The sequence below is a fragment of the Proteus sp. fly-1013 genome (assembly GCF_040140245.1).
GTDB classification, from domain to species: domain Bacteria; phylum Pseudomonadota; class Gammaproteobacteria; order Enterobacterales; family Enterobacteriaceae; genus Proteus; species Proteus mirabilis_B.
In genome coordinates, this window is the sequence record NZ_JBEEWD010000004.1 from 173035 (window position 1) to 191196 (window position 18162).

The following is an 18162-nucleotide window of genomic DNA, read 5'->3' on the forward strand; positions in this document are numbered from 1 at the left end:
TTTATTAATGAATTAAATCTGTCGCGCTATTCTGCCCACCTAGATCATTGAGGTATTTATAGGTCATTTTATCGGGTGAAAATGAAAGCTTCCCACCATTTTCAGCGACTAATACTTCTGTTGATAACGGAGAAACCATAGTTGATTTAAATATAAATTTTTGTCCCGAAGCATTAGTGGCTTCAAGTTGTGCAAATGACACAAAGAATGGTGAATCGTTTTTAATTTTTATATTGCCATTACTTTCTTTTGAGAATGATATTTGCTTCTCGATATTATTTAGCTTTGAGGCAATCGCTGTTGGGCGGTAAAATATTTTTAATCGATGATGCACAATAACCGTAAAGCTATTTCCTTCTTTTATGTCTTTATTCAGATCTTTAGGTGGAATTTGCGCCACATTTAAATAGAAAATAGATTCTTTATCTTGTGGTAAGCCTTCGCCAGTATAAATTAATCGAGCGTCTCTCCCTGTTTTAGGATCAATACGAAAAACTGGGGGCTGAACAACAAAAGGCGCATCTGCATTATCTGGGGTCGAATTAGGATTATTTTTATCCGCCCATATTTGCATAATGTAAGGGATTTCATCGTTATTCATAAACTTTAAAACTTCAAAGCGTGAATCTGATGAATATACAATACGTGTTTTTAGCATGGTGACACTAGAATACGATGCTGTGCTATAACTTAAGAAAAATACGGCAATTAACATTATTATTTTTTTCATTACTTCTCTTCCTCTTATATAAATAGAAAAATGTCTCCTTTATATAAAGGAGACATATAAGCATTATTGATAAGAAATAGAGTACTGCACGCTACCTTCTACTTTGCCTGCTGTTGCAACATCATCAGCATAATAACGCACAGCGTAATCATAAGATGCTGATTTTTCGTTTGCTTTTAATACTAAACCTTCGTTACCTACACCAGTTAAATCAATTTTAGTGCCTGTTTTCGCAGGATCAATAATTTCTAAGCTTACGTTGTTATTTGCTGCTGTATTGCCAATACGACCTTCTGTTGTCAGATTATTAGCAATAAAAATAGTTTTAATATTTGTATCTGTTGGTTTAGAACCTGTACAACCACTCACTGCGATAGTAAATGGTGTTTGACCTGCTGTTTTACCCGCAGTATCTAATGCAGTTACAGGCACTGTAGGTAATAAAACAACTGGAAGCGCTGAATTACCATTAACAGTTACAGTACAAGTTTCATCAGAAACTTCACCTTGAAAGCGAATGGTATTATCAGAAGCTGCATAAACTGTTGATGAAAAAACACCTGCGATCATCGCAGCAAGAAGTATTTTATTCATAATAAAACTCTCTCCGGTAATATATCTAAATAAGTTATTTTGGGATTTTAATAAATGAAAAGGCAGACACGAAATAAAATAGGTTTAATAACCTTATTTCATGTTTATTACGTACTAATATTTAAGTATGTATTATTATCGACTTATTTACTCATAAAATGCAACTATCTTCATCATATATAGCGGTTAATACGTATATATCTTTCGATTTTAAGCATATTCTTATAGTCTAAATACGACTATTACGCATTTTTTAATAAAAAAATGTTAATTTTATTAGGATTAATATCAAAAATAATATTATTTTACTTTAATTTGATATTTGTCATTTTTAATAAAATAAGATCAATCATTCATTAATTATTTTTAAATTTAAAAATAAAATCGTTTCCATTCTTTATTTTATTATCGAACAATTACTTATATCACTATTTTCTTTCAGCGATATTTAAATTAGATTAATCAATTAATATTTAGTTAATTGATTAATCTAATTTATAATCAGCATATTCGTTATATCAAATTTAATACAACCATAGATTGTTTAATTTATTTTTATTAACTTATTAATAAATTATAAGGATGATATTTTTAAATAACGTCATTTTTTCACTCGTTATTATATTTTTATATTACCGTTATATATTTCTTTAATCTAAACGTAAAACATTCTCAAATTTATTTGCTTTCGATTTACTTGGGGTGATAGAAATACAAAGTCTGTTTTCTGCCTTTTTTAATAAAACTTCATAATCTCCTACAGAGAGAAAAATAATTTCTCCGGCACGATACTGTGGATCATCTGGCTCTAAATCACCACCAGTTGTATCCTCTCCTGCACCAATAAAAATTTCACCTGATGGGCAACTGATATTTATTTTTACATCTGGATCTTCGATGTTATCGCATAGATTTATTGTGTAAAAACCATCATTACCTAACCCAATAAATGCAATATTACCTTTGTTCATTTCCTCTAATTCATCGTCTGGTATGCTCCACCAATCGGCTGTATCTGATTTTCTATGTTGGATTGCTTGTAAATCAAAAATTGCCAGAGTTGCTGTATCAGTCATAAAAGAAAACACATTTGACATCTTAATGCTCCCAAAATAGTTCTAAACGTACCTAAATATCTTTTCTTTTTATATACCGTTAATCATATAGGATTTTATCTATACTATTTAGCAAACCAATTCCCTATACTAGACCTATATTTTATAAATCAAAATGTAGCTTGAATACATATACTCTAAATAATTCAAGATGCCGCTAGGCGATAAGTGAATGAGTCGCTAGGAGCATACACAAGTATGCGACTAGTGCGAATGAGCCTAGTCAACAACGCTACGACTTGAAGTATGACGAATACATAACATGGACGGTCTTATGAAATCACAACTACTCCTTATCACCTTTTCCCTTTATGCGGTTTCCTCATTTTCAGCAATCGCGGCTTCAACTCAATGCACCGATATTGAAAAACAAACCAATATTGCCAATAACGATATTATATTGCTCAGTTCTTATAACGGTCCGGTTAAATCAGTCACGATGACAAGCACCATCCCCCATGACGGCCGTTTTAAAGCATTTAAAGGTGAAATTCACTTTGATGAGTGTGGAAAGTTATTAAAAGATAGCACTTCAATGCAGGAGTACTTTGAAGGTAATGTAGAAACTAATTTAATAAGAACATCGCCTAATAACCCTTCTATTATCCGATATCAATTTCAGATAAAAAATGCCTACGGCTCACACTCTATCTATATGCAAGAAACCTATCATAAAGATGAGCAGAACCGGTTCAACAAAAAAGTAATTCAATATTACTCAAATGATGGCGCTTTACTGGATACAGTCACCAGCCAATTCGACTATAAAGACGGGCGCATTATTAAAGAAACTAGCAAATCGTCTGATCCTACAACTAAGATTATCACAACAGTGTACACCTATAATCCTCAAGGAAAACTACAATCCGTAATAGAAGACGGCAAAATAAATGTAGAGTATCAATATGATCCTGAAGGAAAAGTTGTGACTCAATCAAACTATATCAAAGGCATTAATGGAGAAGATAAAGCCTTTATCACTACTTGCCTTGAATGGGACAAATTTGCTAATTGTTCAAAAGAAGAACTTGAGAGTACGATTAAATTTGATGATGAGGTGGTGAATTTTAGTAAGGCTATGCTTCATAACGAGTTTATTTACTACGAATAATATTTATATTATGTTTTTTGTATCAAATTTAAGTTGATAATATAAAAATCAGACTATCAAAAATAGACTGGTTTTTATATTTATTACATATATTCTTATCTATAGTTAGTATCTATAGTTAGATCCCCCTCGTGATACTTTCATTAAAAAACAATTTGTGTAAAACTACTTAAATCAATTAATGATGAATATGCTTTATCGCATGTTCTCTTTTAATAAAATTTAAGATGGTTCATTATATGAAATTTCCATTATTTTTTATTTTTTCTTTATGCACACTTTTTATTACATTTCCTGCTTCTGCGATATCAACATCTTGTGAGCAATCACAAAAACAAGTGAATGCAGCTAACAATATGTTCATAATGATTGATTTCAATTATGGCCCAATAAAAACAATTATCACCACCAGCAAATTACCTGAAAAAGGCCGACTTAAAGCCTTTAAAGGAGAGGCACAATTTGATGAATGTGGCGTTCTTACTAAATATGATTTTTCTACACAAGAATATATTCATGAACATATTGAGACAAATCTTTTAAGAATGTCTACACCTTATAACATTAAGTATAAATATCAGTTAAAAAACAGACATAGAACAAACTCTCTTTATCTAGTTGAATTTTATGGAAAAAACAATCAAAATCAGTTGATAGATAAAACCTCTCATTTTTATGATGATGATGGCTCATTAATTGGCACTGACTTTGCTGAACTAACATACAATAATAAAAAAATTGTAGCAGAAACAATTATTAAATCCACGGCTGAAAATCAAGGCAATTCAATTAAATATTATTATGATGAACAAGGGCGTCTTTTAAAAGCGATGGATCATAGTGACGTTATATTAGAATTTAATTATGATAAAGATGGTCGAATTTTGCGCCAGATGCAAATATTTACCAGCCTATATGATGATATAAGAGAATATGACAACACCTGTCGAGAATGGGATAAATATAATAATTGCTTAATCTGGGATATGGTAAGTGAAGTAAGAAAAGATGATAAATTAATCGACACTAGTACTGCCACTGTCTACCATGAATATGAATATTATGAATAAGTTACCAGTGTTAAAAATTTAAAATCACACTCTATTTTTAGTTTATTATGATATTACATAACAAAGGCCACCTTATTAAAAATAAAGTGGCCTTTTATTTATCTATTTTTCTATATTTTATTATGTATTCTGATATTGAGTTTCAGCTTCATCAAAGCGTTGTTGGTTTTCTTTGCTTGGCTCTTTACCCATTAAACTAATAACAACGATAGCGATAGAGGCAAAGATAAAACCAGGAATAATTTCATATAAACCAAACCATTTATATTGCATCCACACTAACACGGTCAAAGCACCAATCAACATTCCGGCAAAAGCACCATTACGGGTCATACGTTTCCACAGAACAGAAATAAGGATCACAGGACCAAAGGCGGCACCAAAACCTGCCCACGCGTTACTGACTAAATCAAGCACCTTATTGTTAGGATCACGCGCTAAGAAGATGGCAATAATCGCAACTAATAACACCATGCCACGCCCTACCCAAACTAGCTCTTTTTGGCTCGCACTTTTGCGAATAAATGGTTTGTATAAATCTTCAGTTAACGCACTTGCACAGACTAATAATTGACAGCTTAGTGTACTCATTACCGCCGCTAAAATTGCAGATAATAAAATACCAGCAATCCACGGATTAAAGAGCAGTGAAGCCAGCTCCATAAAGATACGTTCATTTTTAGCCGTTACCGCACCCGCTTGTGCTGGATTCATTTCAAAGTAAGCAATACCAAAGAATCCAACCGCAACAGTTCCCCCTAAACAAAGGATCATCCACGTCATACCAATACGGCGAGCTTTACGAATAGTTTGGTTAGAATCAGCCGCCATAAAACGTGCAAGGATATGAGGTTGTCCAAAATAACCTAATCCCCATGCCAATAATGAGATAATGGCAATAAAATCAAGTCCTTTAAACATATCCAAATAAGATGGATCTTTCGCTTTAATGATAGCAATAGAAGTATCAATGCCACCTACTGAGAAAATAACAATAATAGGTGTCAAGATCAGAGCAAAAATCATTAACGTTGCCTGAACAGTATCAGTCCAACTTACAGCAAGAAAACCACCTAAAAAAGTATATGCAATCGTTGCAAGTGCACCATAAATCATCGCCTCGTGATAAGGTATATGGAATGTAGATTCAAACAACATTCCACCAGCAACTACACCTGATGCACAATAAATAGTAAAGAAAGTAAGAATAACAAGTGCTGAAATGATACGTAGCATTTTGCTTTTATCATCAAAACGCGATGTCAAATAATCGGGTAACGTTAATGCATTATTGTTTTTCTCAGTTTGCAAACGTAAACGCCCAGCAACTAAACGCCAGTTTAGCCACGCACCTAAACAGAGCCCGATAGCTATCCAACTTTCTGAAATACCGGCGAAAAAAACCACGCCCGGTAATCCCATCAATAACCAGCCGCTCATATCTGAAGCACCCGCTGAAAGCGCAGTAACAACACTGCCCAGTCGCCGACCGCCAAGAATATAATCATCAAAGTTTTTTGTTGAACGATAAGCAAGGTAGCCAATAAAAAGCATACCCAAGATATAGATCGTAAATGTAATTAGCATTGGCGAAGTTAAGGCCATAATTGCAGTTCTCCATAAATCTGTTTCCGATCATCGGTATGCTTTTGACTTGTACAGGAACGTTGCACTTCGTTGCGCATTAATGATCTTTTCAGTTTTTAATTAAAATAATTTCTTACAGCAACAGATAAAGCATTCACATCAATCCTAGAATAGGTTAACTGCATTTAACAAGAAATTAACGTTTAAATGTTTAAATTTTGTTTATGACTTCACACTATTTGTCTTAATTAGAAGACACATTATAAATGTAAACATCAACAAGATAAATATAATTTATTGATTTATATATAAATATATAGAAAAAATAAATTACACTATTTTTAATCACTCACAAAACCTGACTACTTTCACATTATTTATAAATAAATTGTTAACAATGTTGCACAAAGTTGCAACATGAATGATATTAATAAAAATAACGGGTAACTGTACTTGTGAATTAGAAATAGAATATAGGAGCACTGCATGAGTAGCACAACAATGGGTGTTAGACTTGATGAAGAAACCCGCAATAGATTAAAAGAAGCTGCACAGAAATTAGATAGAACATCGCATTGGTTAATTAAGCAGGCTATTTTCGATTATCTAGAACAAATCGAAAATGATCAGGTTAATCTTGGTAATTCAACATTTGCAGAACAAGATATTGATGAAAGCACTGAAATACCAACCGCTCATTATCAGCCATTCTTAGAGTTTGCTGAACATATTCATCCGCAATCTGTTCTACGCTCAGCAATTACTTCTGCATATCGGACACCTGAAACACAAGCTGTACCTATGTTATTGCAACAAGCGACATTACCTGAAAATGAAGCCCAAGCAACGCATAAATTAGCCTATTCCATCGCCGAAAAATTACGTAAACAGAAAAATGGTGTTGGACGCTCAGGGCTAGTTCAAGGTCTATTACAGGAATTCTCACTTTCTTCACAAGAAGGTGTCGCCTTAATGTGTTTAGCAGAAGCTTTATTGCGTATTCCTGATAAAGCCACTCGTGATGCGCTTATCCGCGATAAAATCAGTCATGGAAACTGGCGCTCACACTTGGGACAAAGCCAATCTATGTTTGTGAACGCGGCAACATGGGGCTTATTATTCACAGGCAAATTAGTTTCGACCCATAATGAAGAAAAGCTATCTAACTCTTTAAATCGCATTCTCACCAAAAGTGGCGAGCCATTAGTTCGTAAAGGCGTTGATATGGCGATGCGTTTAATGGGCGAGCAATTTGTTACTGGTGAGACTATTTCTCAAGCACTCGCAAATGCACGCAAACTTGAAGAAAAAGGCTTTAGCTACTCTTATGACATGTTAGGAGAAGCCGCATTAACAGAGAAAGATGCTCAAGATTATTTAGTCTCCTATCAACAAGCCATCCACGCAATTGGTAAAGCCTCTAACGGCAGAGGTATTTATGAAGGCCCTGGAATATCTATCAAGCTTTCAGCATTACATCCTCGTTATAGCCGTGCTCAATATGAGCGTGTTATGTCTGAGCTTTACCCTCGCCTACTCTCATTAACATTACAAGCAAAGCAATACGATATTGGTATTAATATCGATGCAGAAGAAGCAGATAGACTTGAGATTTCACTCGATCTACTTGAGAAACTCTGTTTTGAACCTGAATTAGCAGGTTGGAATGGTATTGGCTTTGTTATTCAGGCTTACCAAAAGCGTTGTCCATTAGTTATTGATTATGTGATTGATTTGGCACGTCGTAGCCGTCGTCGCTTAATGATCCGTTTAGTAAAAGGTGCCTATTGGGATAGCGAAGTAAAACGTGCTCAAATTGATGGTCTTGAAGATTATCCTGTCTATACTCGCAAAGTGTATACCGATGTCTCTTACCTTGCCTGTGCGAAAAAACTACTCGCATCACCTAATTTTATTTATCCGCAATTTGCTACACATAATGCGCACACACTGTCAGCAATTTATCATTTAGCGGGTCAAAACTATTACCCCGGACAATACGAGTTCCAGTGTTTACACGGTATGGGTGAACCACTTTATGCTCAAGTTGTTGGTAAAATTGCAGACGGGAAACTAGGTCGCCCTTGTCGTATTTATGCGCCCGTAGGAACTCATGAAACATTACTTGCCTATTTAGTGCGTCGCTTACTTGAAAATGGGGCTAATACGTCATTTGTAAACCGAATTGCTGATACCACAATTTCTCTTGATGAATTAGTGGCAGATCCGGTCAAAGAAGTGAATAGAATGGCTCAAGCCGAAGGCCAAGTTGGACTTTCTCATCCTAAAATTCCGCTTCCTCATAAACTGTATGGTGATGAACGTAAAAACTCACCGGGCATTGATATGTCAAACGAACATCGCTTGGCATCACTTTCTAGTGCCTTATTAACATCAGCAACTGAAAATATACATTGCGAACCTTTATTAGGTGATACGTTTAATTCTTCAGAGAAAACACAAGAACCTCAATCTGTGTTAAATCCAGCCAATCATGCTGATATTGTCGGTACAGTAAGAGAAGCAACAGAAGCCGAGGCAGATTTTGCCTTAACCATTGCTCAAGAAAAAGGTGAAATCTGGTTTGCTACACCACCAGCGCAAAGAGCTTCATTTTTGATCCGTGCTGCGGAGTTAATGGAACAACAAATGGGCCCTCTTATGGGAATACTCGTGCGCGAAGCAGGTAAAACTTACAGTAATGCGATTGCTGAAGTCCGCGAAGCCATTGATTTTCTCTACTATTATGCGGCTCAAGTCGCTCAAGACTTTGATAATAATACACATCGACCTTTAGGGCCTGTGGTTTGTATCAGCCCTTGGAACTTCCCATTAGCTATCTTCAGCGGACAAATTGCGGCAGCTTTAGCAGCAGGTAATACCGTTCTAGCAAAACCCGCAGAGCAGACACCTTTAATTGCATCGAAAGCCGTTGCGCTTTTCCATCAAGCAGGTGTTCCTTCTTTTGCACTACAACTGCTACCGGGGCAAGGTGAAACCATTGGTGCACGCTTAGTGGCTGATGAGCGTGTTCGAGGTGTGATGTTTACAGGTTCTACGGAAGTTGCTCATATTTTACAAAAGACCTTAGCGGGTCGATTAGACAGCGAAGGTCGCCCAGTGCCTTTAGTGGCAGAAACGGGGGGCTTAAATGCCATGATTGTTGATTCATCTGCATTAACAGAGCAAGTGGTAACTGATGTAATGGCATCCGCTTACGATAGTGCTGGTCAACGTTGTTCTGCTTTACGTCTGTTATGTATTCAAGAAGAAGTGGCTGAGAGTACTATCGAGATGCTTAAAGGTGCGATGGCTCAAGCAACAATGGGTGATCCAAGTTTACTATCTACAGACATTGGTCCTGTTATCGATAAAGAAGCAAAATCAGGCATAGAAAAACATATTCAATCTATGCGTACAACTGGCTTCGAGATTTATCAAGCATCACACAATAGTTTGTCAAAACACGCTGAAAGTAACAGTACCTTTGTTCCGCCGACTTTAATTGAATTAGATAAAGTCAGTTCATTGAAGAAAGAAATCTTTGGCCCTGTGTTGCATGTTGTACGTTATGCAAGCCAAGATTTGCCAGCATTACTAGAAGAGATTAATGCAACCGGATACGGGTTAACAATGGGCGTTCATACACGTATTGATGAAACCATTGCTTATGTTGCCTCAAATGCCAAAGTCGGAAATTTATACGTTAACCGTAATATGGTTGGCGCAGTTGTGGGTGTTCAGCCTTTTGGTGGTGAAGGATTATCGGGTACGGGTCCGAAAGCAGGCGGCCCTGTTTATCTATATCGCTTATTATCTAAACGCCCTGAAAATGCCGCAACGCAAACATTAGCACGCCAAGATGAAACACTTCCTCTTGATACTTCTATGCGTAATACGTTATTACAAACTTATCATAAGTATATGGAATGGCTATCAAACAAAGCGGATAAACCACACTATGAAGCTTTAGAGAAATATGCCCTTGCATCACAAGCAGGAACACTGCGTGTATTACCGGGTCCTACTGGCGAACGCAATACTTATCAATTAGTCCCTTGTGGTAATGTGTTGTGTATTTCAGATAACGAGCAAGATGCATTGACTCAAATTGCCGCTGTTCTCGCTTCTGGTTGTCATGCTGTTGTGGTTAATAGCCCTTTCTCACAAAAAACATATCGTGAATTACCTGATATTGTCAGAAAAGCCATTACATTGACTGAAAACTGGAATGATGAGTCACTGAAAATAAATGCGGTGATTTACCATGGTGATGGTGACCAATTACGTGAAACTTGCCAAAAAATTGCTCAACGCAAAGGAGCTATAATTTCTGTTCAAGGATTCTCTCGTGGTGAAACAGGTATATTGTTAGAACGTTTACTACATGAAAGAGCATTAAGCATTAATACAGCGGCAGCTGGAGGTAATGCAAGCTTAATGACGATTAGTTAATTTCCCCTTCTCTTTCTCTCCTTGTCTTTGAGACCACCTTTAAAGTCTGTTTTCTTAAAGGTGGTTTTTTATTTTGCTACCCTATTATTTCTAAAGAGATAGTTAAAAGTGTTATTTTTTTAATGCTGTGACTGTTCTCACTCTTTTTATATTTATTATTCGCGACGAATTAGTTTAGTAAATATACTTACGTCCAAGTCAACCTAGAAGTTGATTTAATTATATCTTTATGAATACCTGAAACTTGCGCCCCACTGTGGGCGCTTTTTTTATCTATTGATGCAATTTACTCAGTACAACATTGCTTTTCATCGTTGATAGATAAATTTAGAAATAAAAAAGAAATTGAGTAAGAAAAAATAGGAAGGATTTAGAATTAATAGAAAAGAAAAAGGAGCAGGCTAGGCTACTCCTTTTAAGGTCTCTCTTGAGCGCAATTAGTGACTGCTACTCATTGATGGGGGCTCTTGGCACCAATCAAGATATTGCTCGTACTTACGTAGTGCAATATTGTAGTTACTAAATGCAGAGGGAGTGAGCTTTTTACTCAAGTCTGACTGAATTTTCTCTGTCGTAAACTCTTGACGAGGAAAATTAGTTGAAGTCAGTAATTCATCGAGCCGACGTAAACGAACCACATACTCACGAACAGTACTGTGGCTCATCTCCGTTTGTTCAAACAAATACTGCTTAAAAGACATAATGTCAAAGTAGTCAGTTTCACTATTACAGTAAATCTCACTACAAAAACGGCATAGCGCAGAGAACTTCTCTTGTAACGTTTCCCACGTTTCATCATCAACTAAATCCGTCATTTCAGAAATGGCTTCTTTATTGATAACTTGGCGATTGAATACGAGAGAGATCCGATCAAGCGCCTTGTGGCAATGTAGACAATGAGTCTGGCTGTGTTTATAGTCTTTAATGTAACGGCTTAGCGGCCGTTTCTTTTGTGTTGAAACAGACATAAGAGATAAAGCCCTGTGTTGTAGTCTTAATAAACAAAAACAAAAATAAGCAAAACTTCTATTTCTCTGGGTTTAAGCGTGCTCGCAGCCTTTTTATGGCTTGGCTGTGTAGCTGGCTCACGCGGGATTCCCCGACATTAAGCACTGCGCCTATTTCTTTCAAATTAAGTTCTTCCTGATAATACAGAGTAAGAACCATTTTTTCCCTTTCGGGAAGCAATTCTATCGCGTCTATGACTCTTTGGCGAATATCACTTTCTAATAACATCTGTAATGGATTGTCATCATGATCTTCGTCTTGAGACGGTTCACAGCTTTCACCGTAAATTTCATGCCATTCGTCATAAGAGAACAATTGGCTGTTATTCGTATCCAATAGGATCTGCCGGTATTCTGCTAACTCAATCTGCAAATGATCAGCAACTTCCTGTTCTAATGGTGGTCGTCCTAGATCCTGCTCTAATTGATGAATAGAATGCGTTACTTCTCTTGCATTGCGACGCACACTACGTGGCGCCCAATCTCGACTGCGCAGCTCATCTAACATAGAGCCACGGATACGTTGAACAGCATAAGTGGTAAAGGCAGCACCTTGCATTGAGTCATAACGCTCAACGGCATTTAGCAGCCCAATTCCACCTGCTTGCAAAAGATCATCCAATTCAACACTCGCAGGTAACTTGACCTGTAATCGTAATGCTTCATGGCGAACCAACGGGACATATCGCTCCCAGAGGCTATTTTTGTCCATCACGCCTTCGGCGGTATACAAATCACTCACAACAAAAGACACCTTTGGATAAAAGACCGGAAACCATTATCTGGCGAAATAGATTTAGCAATCGGCTGAACAGTGAAGCAAAAGCGCCTCTTTTTCACCTATGCCAAATTTTCAGCAAAAGTTGGGTTTTCATTGATAAATTAATTTGTCATTGCATTACGAGAACTACTTTACCTTAAAACACTCGGTCTTAATCCTTAGAAAAACCGTTAATTAAATTGATATTTTATCTCATTAAAAGAAATCAACGCATTGAATATGCATTCTGTTCATAAAAAAATAACATATAAATCATAGTATTTTATTTTGTGAGATTTTAGCGTCTAATTGGCGAGTTAAAATACTCATAAATGATTAATTAAAAAAACGATTGTTTTGATGAAAAAAACACCCACTACAAAAATTGCAGTGGGTGTCAATTGAGGATTATTTAAAGAGAAGATTAACGTAATAAAGAAAGAACAGACTGTGGAACTTGGTTTGCTTGAGCCAATACTGAAGTACCTGCTTGTTGCAGAATTTGTCCACGGCTCATATTTGATACTTCTGTTGCATAATCCGCATCTAAAATACGGCTACGGGAAGCCGATAAATTATTCACAGTGTTATTTAAATTATTAATAGTAGATTCAAAACGGTTTTGTACCGCACCTAATTTAGAACGCGCTTCATCAACTTTATTAATTGCACTATCTAATGTTGCAAGTGCATCATCATTTACAGTGAGTGTTTTTACATCAACACCCGCACTGGCAGTAAATTCGTTAGCTGTTGTTTTGGATGTTGCTTTTATGCTCACTTCATCATTTGAAGTACCTTTTAATTCAAGATCAGATGCTGAAACTAAATAGTCTTTAGAATTAGTATTATCATGATAGATATATTTTCCTTTGACTTCTTTACCATCTTCTTTATAGGTAGATAAAGTGTCACTACCTGACATTTTAGTTGCGCCTGTTAAAACTTTATCAAGATCGGCTTGAGTTGTAATAGCCGTGCCTTTTTCAGTCACACCTTTTTTAGTCGTTGTTTCGGTATATAATTTATCGTTCCCAACCCCTAAAGTATCATTATCAATTTTATCCAATTTAAATTTAATCGTTTCTTTATCATTGGTACCGACTTGGATGGTCATTTCGGTATCACCATTCAATACTTTCACACCATTGAACTGGGTTTGCTCAGAAATACGATCGATTTCAGCGAAACGCTCAGTAACTTCATTTTGAATAGAACTAATATCAGAATTTGAATTAGTACCATTTTTAGCTTGAACGGTCAGTTCACGAATACGTTGTAAGTTGTTATTAATTTCATTCAATGCTCCTTCAGTGGTTTGAGCAACTGAAATACCATCATTTGAATTACGAGAGGCTTGAGTTAAGCCGTTAATATTTGAAGTAAAGCGGTTAGCTATCGCTTGACCTGCGGCATCATCTTTTGCGCTATTGATACGCAGACCAGAAGATAAACGCTCAATCGCTGAGCCTAAAACGCCTTGTGATTTATTTAAATTATTTTGAGTCACTAAAGACAGGTAATTGGTATTAATAACTTGTGCCATACGATATTCCTTCGACTTGATTTTAAAAATTTTTTTCATGAATAGGTTTGTTATTACGCCACTGTAATAACGTTGCCTAAACACTATCGTCATCAATTTCGAGGGTTTTACGGTTTTTGGCGTCGCGAAAATAGCAATAAAAGCCAGTCAGTTAATTTTTAAGAACTTATTGATTTAAAAGAAAAGAGAATTAAATTGAGAAAAAAATAAAAACTAAAAAAGAGTGGGGTTAAAGATAAAATAACAAGAGTCTATACTTCAAAATCAGCAACTTCACCATAGACTTCAATTTTAGAAGTATCTATTTGATCTTCTAATTGTCTCAAGTCATAAATACTTTGAAGGCGTAACCAAAATTCAGGTGTGCTTCCTAATGCGGCTGCAATACGGATCGCTAATGAAGGTGTTAATGCGGTTTTACCTGCTAACAGACGAGATACAGTTGCAGGAATTACACCAATATTTAAAGCAAAACGGCGCCCACTAATTCCCATATCAGCTAAATCTCGCGCAATAATTTCGCCGGGATGTGAAATTTTAAATTGTTTCATAACGTTAACCTAATATTACACGATATGTAACACACTAGTGGGTTGTTACAATCACTGCAACATAAAATGATTTTTATCGTTTTCTTTAGGAAAAAAGCTACGTTGAAATAATTTTTTAAAATAGATAAAGGAAAAATATAGATATGCTTTATCGCAAAAAAAAGGCCCTCTTGCGAGGACCTTTTGGATATAGAAAGGTATCTTTTGTGTCAGAGTACGAATTAACGTAACAGAGACAGAACAGTTTGTGGTACTTGGTTTGCTTGAGCAAGTACTGAAGTACCAGCTTGTTGCAGGATTTGACCACGGCTCATGTTAGAAACTTCTGTTGCATAGTCAGCATCTAAGATACGGCTACGTGCAGCAGATAAGTTGTTAACAGTGTTGTTCAGGTTATTGATAGTTGATTCAAAACGGTTTTGAATCGCACCTAAAGAAGAACGCATACCGTCAACAGTGTTGATTGCATCATCTAAAGTTTTCAGTTGAGCTTCTGCTTTAGCTTCTGCTTTAGTTACGTCATCAGCAGTTGCAACTTCAACTTCTTTCAGAGAAGAGAACTCAATAGTTTTAGCATCTGTAGCTGCAGCTGGGTTAGTCACTTTCATGTCAGCTTTAAACGTAACATCTTTCTTGTTACCATCAGCATCTTCAAGTTCTGCAGTGATGTAATGTTGACCATTTTTATCAACACTTGCAGATTTGATAGTTGCGTCAGTATTAGTGTGACCTTTGTAATCTACAGTGATTTTACCTAAGTCAGCAGCAACTTTACCATCAGCATCAGCTGGAGCTAATTCAGCAGCAGTTTTAGCAGTTAAATCAGAAGCTTTAACACCACCAAATGCTTCTGCACCAACTTCTAATTCGTCAACTTTCAGCGTTTTGCTGTCAACTTTTTTCAGTTCAAATTCAATTTTTTCTTTGTCGTTAGTACCAACGTGAACGGTCATTTTTTCTTTTTCGCCGCTCAGTACTTTAACGCCGTTGAATTGAGTTTGTTCAGAAATACGGTCGATTTCTTTTAAACGCTCGCCAACTTCTTCTTGGATTGATTTGATATCTGATTCTGAGTTAGAACCGTTTTTCGCTTGAACTGTTAACTCACGGATACGTTGTAAGTTGTTGTTGATTTCGTTCAGTGCACCTTCAGTCGTTTGAGCGATAGAGATACCATCGTTCGCATTACGTGCTGCTTGAGTTAGACCATTTACGTTTGAAGTGAAACGGTTAGCGATCGCTTGACCCGCTGCATCGTCTTTAGCGCTGTTGATACGCAGACCAGAAGACAGACGCTCGATTGCACTTCCTAAAGCTCCCTGAGATTTGTTCAGGTTGTTTTGAGTTACCAGAGATAGATAGTTGGTATTAATGACTTGTGCCATAGCTAGATTCCTTTAAAATCAAGTCGATAAAATAAAAGTTTGCCTATTCATTTACGGTGTCAATCACCGGCAACAAGTTTATCGGCACCCCACATACAACCTTTAACTTTTCCTACAAATATTTCTGCGATTTTTTATAGAATTAATATCAAGTCGATGATAAATAAGAAAATTAATTTATTATTTTTTTATTAAATTTTTATCAATTTTTATCTCAAGCCATTTTTCAGTGATCAAAATTCGACTTTGGTCATCAATAGCAATAAAAGGCTTCTATATGGCAGCCTGTTTCAGTCATCAAAAATACCAAATAGACGTAAACTTTTCGCCGATTCTACCGATAACGCTTTTTGAGGATTATTTTACGAACACAGAAAGGAGACCGGTATGGCTGGTATTGCTTCACTAGGCGTGGGCTCAGGGATGCCTCTTAGCCAAACATTGGCACAATTAGAGGCGGCGGAAAATAAACGCCTTGAACCCCTTGATAAACAGATGAAAAGCTACGAAGCGCAAATTACCGCTTACGGTAAGATCCGTAGCCAACTTGATAAATTACAGAAAGCTTCTGAAGATTTAAAAAAATTCGATAAAATTGTTGCCACGAAAGTTGATGATGAGTTTGATGCTTTTAAAGTGACTACTGACGGTAAAGCTAGTGTAGGTAACTATACTGTTTCAGTAAAAAAACTTGCTCATGCACAAACATTAAAATCAATTCCAGTTAATAACGTAAAAAGCCAGATTGGAGAAACGTTAGGTGCAGGTAAAACACGCACATTAGTAATAACCCAACCTGGTGAGAAAGAACCTTTACGCATTGAACTAACCGATGAACAAACTTCAATGATTGAATTGCGTGATGCAATCAATAAAAAAGAAGGTAATGTTTCTGCTTCAATCGTTAAAGCTGAAGATGGTGTTAACCATTTGATCCTGACTTCTCGTAAAGAGGGTACGGATTCAATGATGACGATTAAAGTTGAAGGTGATGAAGAACTAAATAAGTTCTTATCTAATTCACCCGACACGGATAGTGCACCACATACATCAGGTATGAAACAAATCGTTGCTGCAAATAATGCACAGTTAACGATCAATGGTATTGATATTGAGCGTCAGACCAATGAGATAAAAGATGCCCCTGAAGGTATTGTTTTAAATCTAAAGAAGACGACGGATAACAATAAAGAAGGTGTTGATAAACCTGAAATAGTGACTGTTGCTCGTGATATTGAGCCAATGAAAAAAGCCATTAAGGCTTGGACTGACGCTTACAATGAGTTAAGTAAAACGTATAAAGATCTCACCAAATATACCCAAGTTGAAAAAGGTGAAGAGTCGGCAAAAGACAACGGTGTGTTATTAGGTGATAGTACTAGCCGTATGATTATGTCTGAGCTAAAAAGCTTTGTGACTAGTTCACAAAATACCTCAGATATAGATACCCTAAATAAAATGGGGATTAAATTTAAAGTCGATGGCACATTAGAAATCGACAATAAAAAACTGGATGAAGCGTTAAAAGAAAAACCGGCTAACGTGAAAGAGTTTTTTATGGGTGATGGTAAAGAGACCGGTTTTGGTACACAAACCTATAATTACCTAAAGAAAACCCTGCAATCTAATGATGGTACTTTAGATATTGCCACTGATGGCGTAAAAAAACGCAAAAAAACATTAGATAAGCAAATTAAAAATACGGAACGCAATATTGCGGCTACGATGGAACGTTATAAAAACCAGTTCCAACAGTTAGATAAAATGGTCAACTCCATGACTAACTCCAGTGCCTCAATTGGCCGTCTATTAATGTAATTTTTTAAAAGTAGGACACTATGTATCAACAATCAGCCAGTAAAATGTATGCTCAAATCGACGTTGAAAGCGAGATTTTAAATGCCACGCCTTACCAGCTGATCCAGATCCTATTTAATGGGGCGCTTAGCGCCCTTCGCCGTGCATTAATATTAATGGAACAAGGAAATATCGCGGGTAAAGGCGAAAATATTTCTAAAGCCATTAATATTATTGGTAACGGATTAAAACAAGGTTTGGATAAAGAGAAAGGAGGCGAGCTTGCAGAGAATCTGGAGCTCCTTTATGACTATATGGTTAATCAGCTACTCGATGCTAACTTAAAAAATAACCCAGAAAAAATTCATGAAGTCATCAAGCTCTTAACTGAAATTTCTGATGCTTGGCAACAAATCGGCACACAGATTAATTCTTATTAAATTAGAGTGGACAA

At 36.2% G+C, this 18162-nt stretch carries 14 protein-coding genes; 5 read left to right on the forward strand and 9 right to left on the reverse strand.

Annotation, left to right across the window (positions count from 1 at the left end; all coding sequences use genetic code 11):
- Positions 1-4 precede the first annotated feature (4 nt).
- The 3 genes from ABN236_RS09500 to ABN236_RS09510 all read right to left on the reverse strand — a co-directional run bounded on the left by ABN236_RS09500 (position 5) and on the right by ABN236_RS09510 (position 2421).
- Positions 5-730 (reverse strand): fimbrial biogenesis chaperone, encoded by a 726-nt coding sequence (locus tag ABN236_RS09500; RefSeq protein ID WP_088495249.1) that lies wholly within the window; start codon positions 728-730, stop codon positions 5-7.
- Positions 731-793: 63 nt separating this feature from the next.
- Positions 794-1324, reverse strand: coding sequence for a fimbrial protein (locus ABN236_RS09505; protein WP_088495248.1), 531 nt, complete (start codon positions 1322-1324; stop codon positions 794-796).
- 650 nt (positions 1325-1974) lie between these two features.
- Positions 1975-2421, reverse strand: coding sequence for a DUF6386 family protein (locus ABN236_RS09510; RefSeq protein WP_194950754.1), 447 nt, complete (start codon positions 2419-2421; stop codon positions 1975-1977).
- A gap of 292 nt (positions 2422-2713) precedes the next feature.
- On the opposite strand from ABN236_RS09510, the gene ABN236_RS09515 reads away from it, so the two are divergent.
- Together ABN236_RS09515 and ABN236_RS09520 are read left to right on the forward strand one after the other, a co-directional pair.
- Positions 2714-3550 (forward strand): hypothetical protein, encoded by an 837-nt coding sequence (locus ABN236_RS09515; RefSeq protein WP_349473883.1) that lies wholly within the window; start codon positions 2714-2716, stop codon positions 3548-3550.
- 239 nt (positions 3551-3789) lie between these two features.
- On the forward strand, positions 3790-4620 hold the full coding sequence (locus tag ABN236_RS09520; protein ID WP_349473884.1) for a hypothetical protein: 831 nt from the start codon (positions 3790-3792) through the stop codon (positions 4618-4620).
- Positions 4621-4740: 120 nt separating this feature from the next.
- Here ABN236_RS09520 and putP read toward each other — a convergent pair whose 3' ends face one another.
- On the reverse strand, positions 4741-6225 hold the full coding sequence (putP, locus tag ABN236_RS09525; protein ID WP_088495244.1) for a sodium/proline symporter PutP: 1485 nt from the start codon (positions 6223-6225) through the stop codon (positions 4741-4743).
- 468 nt (positions 6226-6693) lie between these two features.
- Between putP and putA the strand changes: the two genes are divergently transcribed.
- On the forward strand, positions 6694-10662 hold the full coding sequence (gene putA / locus ABN236_RS09530) for a trifunctional transcriptional regulator/proline dehydrogenase/L-glutamate gamma-semialdehyde dehydrogenase (protein WP_349473885.1): 3969 nt from the start codon (positions 6694-6696) through the stop codon (positions 10660-10662).
- Between the two features lie 437 nt (positions 10663-11099).
- On the opposite strand, the gene fliZ is transcribed toward putA, so the two are convergent.
- From fliZ to ABN236_RS09555, 5 genes are all read right to left on the reverse strand, one after another.
- A complete protein-coding gene (gene fliZ, locus ABN236_RS09535) occupies positions 11100-11630 on the reverse strand; it encodes a flagella biosynthesis regulatory protein FliZ (RefSeq protein WP_088495242.1) in 531 nt (176 codons plus the stop codon).
- A 58-nt stretch (positions 11631-11688) separates the two neighbouring features.
- Complete coding sequence (locus tag ABN236_RS09540) at positions 11689-12411, reverse strand: RNA polymerase sigma factor FliA (protein WP_036912728.1); 723 nt, start codon at positions 12409-12411, stop codon at positions 11689-11691.
- A 442-nt stretch (positions 12412-12853) separates the two neighbouring features.
- Complete coding sequence (locus tag ABN236_RS09545; RefSeq protein ID WP_349473886.1) at positions 12854-13975, reverse strand: FliC/FljB family flagellin; 1122 nt, start codon at positions 13973-13975, stop codon at positions 12854-12856.
- A gap of 251 nt (positions 13976-14226) precedes the next feature.
- Positions 14227-14526: a HigA family addiction module antitoxin gene (locus ABN236_RS09550; protein ID WP_349473887.1), complete on the reverse strand. Its 300-nt coding sequence runs from the start codon at positions 14524-14526 to the stop codon at positions 14227-14229.
- Between the two features lie 221 nt (positions 14527-14747).
- The gene (locus ABN236_RS09555) at positions 14748-15911 is read right to left on the reverse strand and encodes a FliC/FljB family flagellin (RefSeq protein ID WP_194950760.1); all 1164 of its coding nucleotides are present in this window, start codon (positions 15909-15911) and stop codon (positions 14748-14750) included.
- A 387-nt stretch (positions 15912-16298) separates the two neighbouring features.
- Here ABN236_RS09555 and fliD point away from each other — a divergent pair, with 387 nt between their 5' ends.
- Both fliD and fliS read left to right on the forward strand, forming a co-directional pair.
- Positions 16299-17729, forward strand: a complete 1431-nt coding sequence (fliD, locus tag ABN236_RS09560) for a flagellar filament capping protein FliD (protein WP_349473888.1) — start codon at positions 16299-16301, stop codon at positions 17727-17729.
- 20 nt (positions 17730-17749) lie between these two features.
- A complete protein-coding gene (gene fliS / locus ABN236_RS09565) occupies positions 17750-18148 on the forward strand; it encodes a flagellar export chaperone FliS (RefSeq protein ID WP_023581844.1) in 399 nt (132 codons plus the stop codon).
- Positions 18149-18162: the final 14 nt, after the last annotated feature.

Excerpts from the sequence above, each read along its gene's own strand:
- putA (WP_349473885.1), top strand. The coding sequence starts at position 6,694 with ATGAGTAGCACAACAATGGGTGTTAGACTTGATGAAGAAACCCGCAAT.
- ABN236_RS09500 (WP_088495249.1), bottom strand. The coding sequence starts at position 730 with ATGAAAAAAATAATAATGTTAATTGCCGTATTTTTCTTAAGTTATAGC.
- ABN236_RS09505 (WP_088495248.1), bottom strand. The coding sequence starts at position 1,324 with ATGAATAAAATACTTCTTGCTGCGATGATCGCAGGTGTTTTTTCATCA.
- ABN236_RS09515 (WP_349473883.1), top strand. The coding sequence starts at position 2,714 with ATGAAATCACAACTACTCCTTATCACCTTTTCCCTTTATGCGGTTTCC.
- ABN236_RS09545 (WP_349473886.1), bottom strand. The coding sequence starts at position 13,975 with ATGGCACAAGTTATTAATACCAATTACCTGTCTTTAGTGACTCAAAAT.
- fliZ (WP_088495242.1), bottom strand. The coding sequence starts at position 11,630 with ATGTCTGTTTCAACACAAAAGAAACGGCCGCTAAGCCGTTACATTAAA.
- ABN236_RS09555 (WP_194950760.1), bottom strand. The coding sequence starts at position 15,911 with ATGGCACAAGTCATTAATACCAACTATCTATCTCTGGTAACTCAAAAC.
- putP (WP_088495244.1), bottom strand. The coding sequence starts at position 6,225 with ATGGCCTTAACTTCGCCAATGCTAATTACATTTACGATCTATATCTTG.
- fliD (WP_349473888.1), top strand. The coding sequence starts at position 16,299 with ATGGCTGGTATTGCTTCACTAGGCGTGGGCTCAGGGATGCCTCTTAGC.
- ABN236_RS09520 (WP_349473884.1), top strand. The coding sequence starts at position 3,790 with ATGAAATTTCCATTATTTTTTATTTTTTCTTTATGCACACTTTTTATT.
- ABN236_RS09510 (WP_194950754.1), bottom strand. The coding sequence starts at position 2,421 with ATGTCAAATGTGTTTTCTTTTATGACTGATACAGCAACTCTGGCAATT.
- ABN236_RS09550 (WP_349473887.1), bottom strand. The coding sequence starts at position 14,526 with ATGAAACAATTTAAAATTTCACATCCCGGCGAAATTATTGCGCGAGAT.
- fliS (WP_023581844.1), top strand. The coding sequence starts at position 17,750 with ATGTATCAACAATCAGCCAGTAAAATGTATGCTCAAATCGACGTTGAA.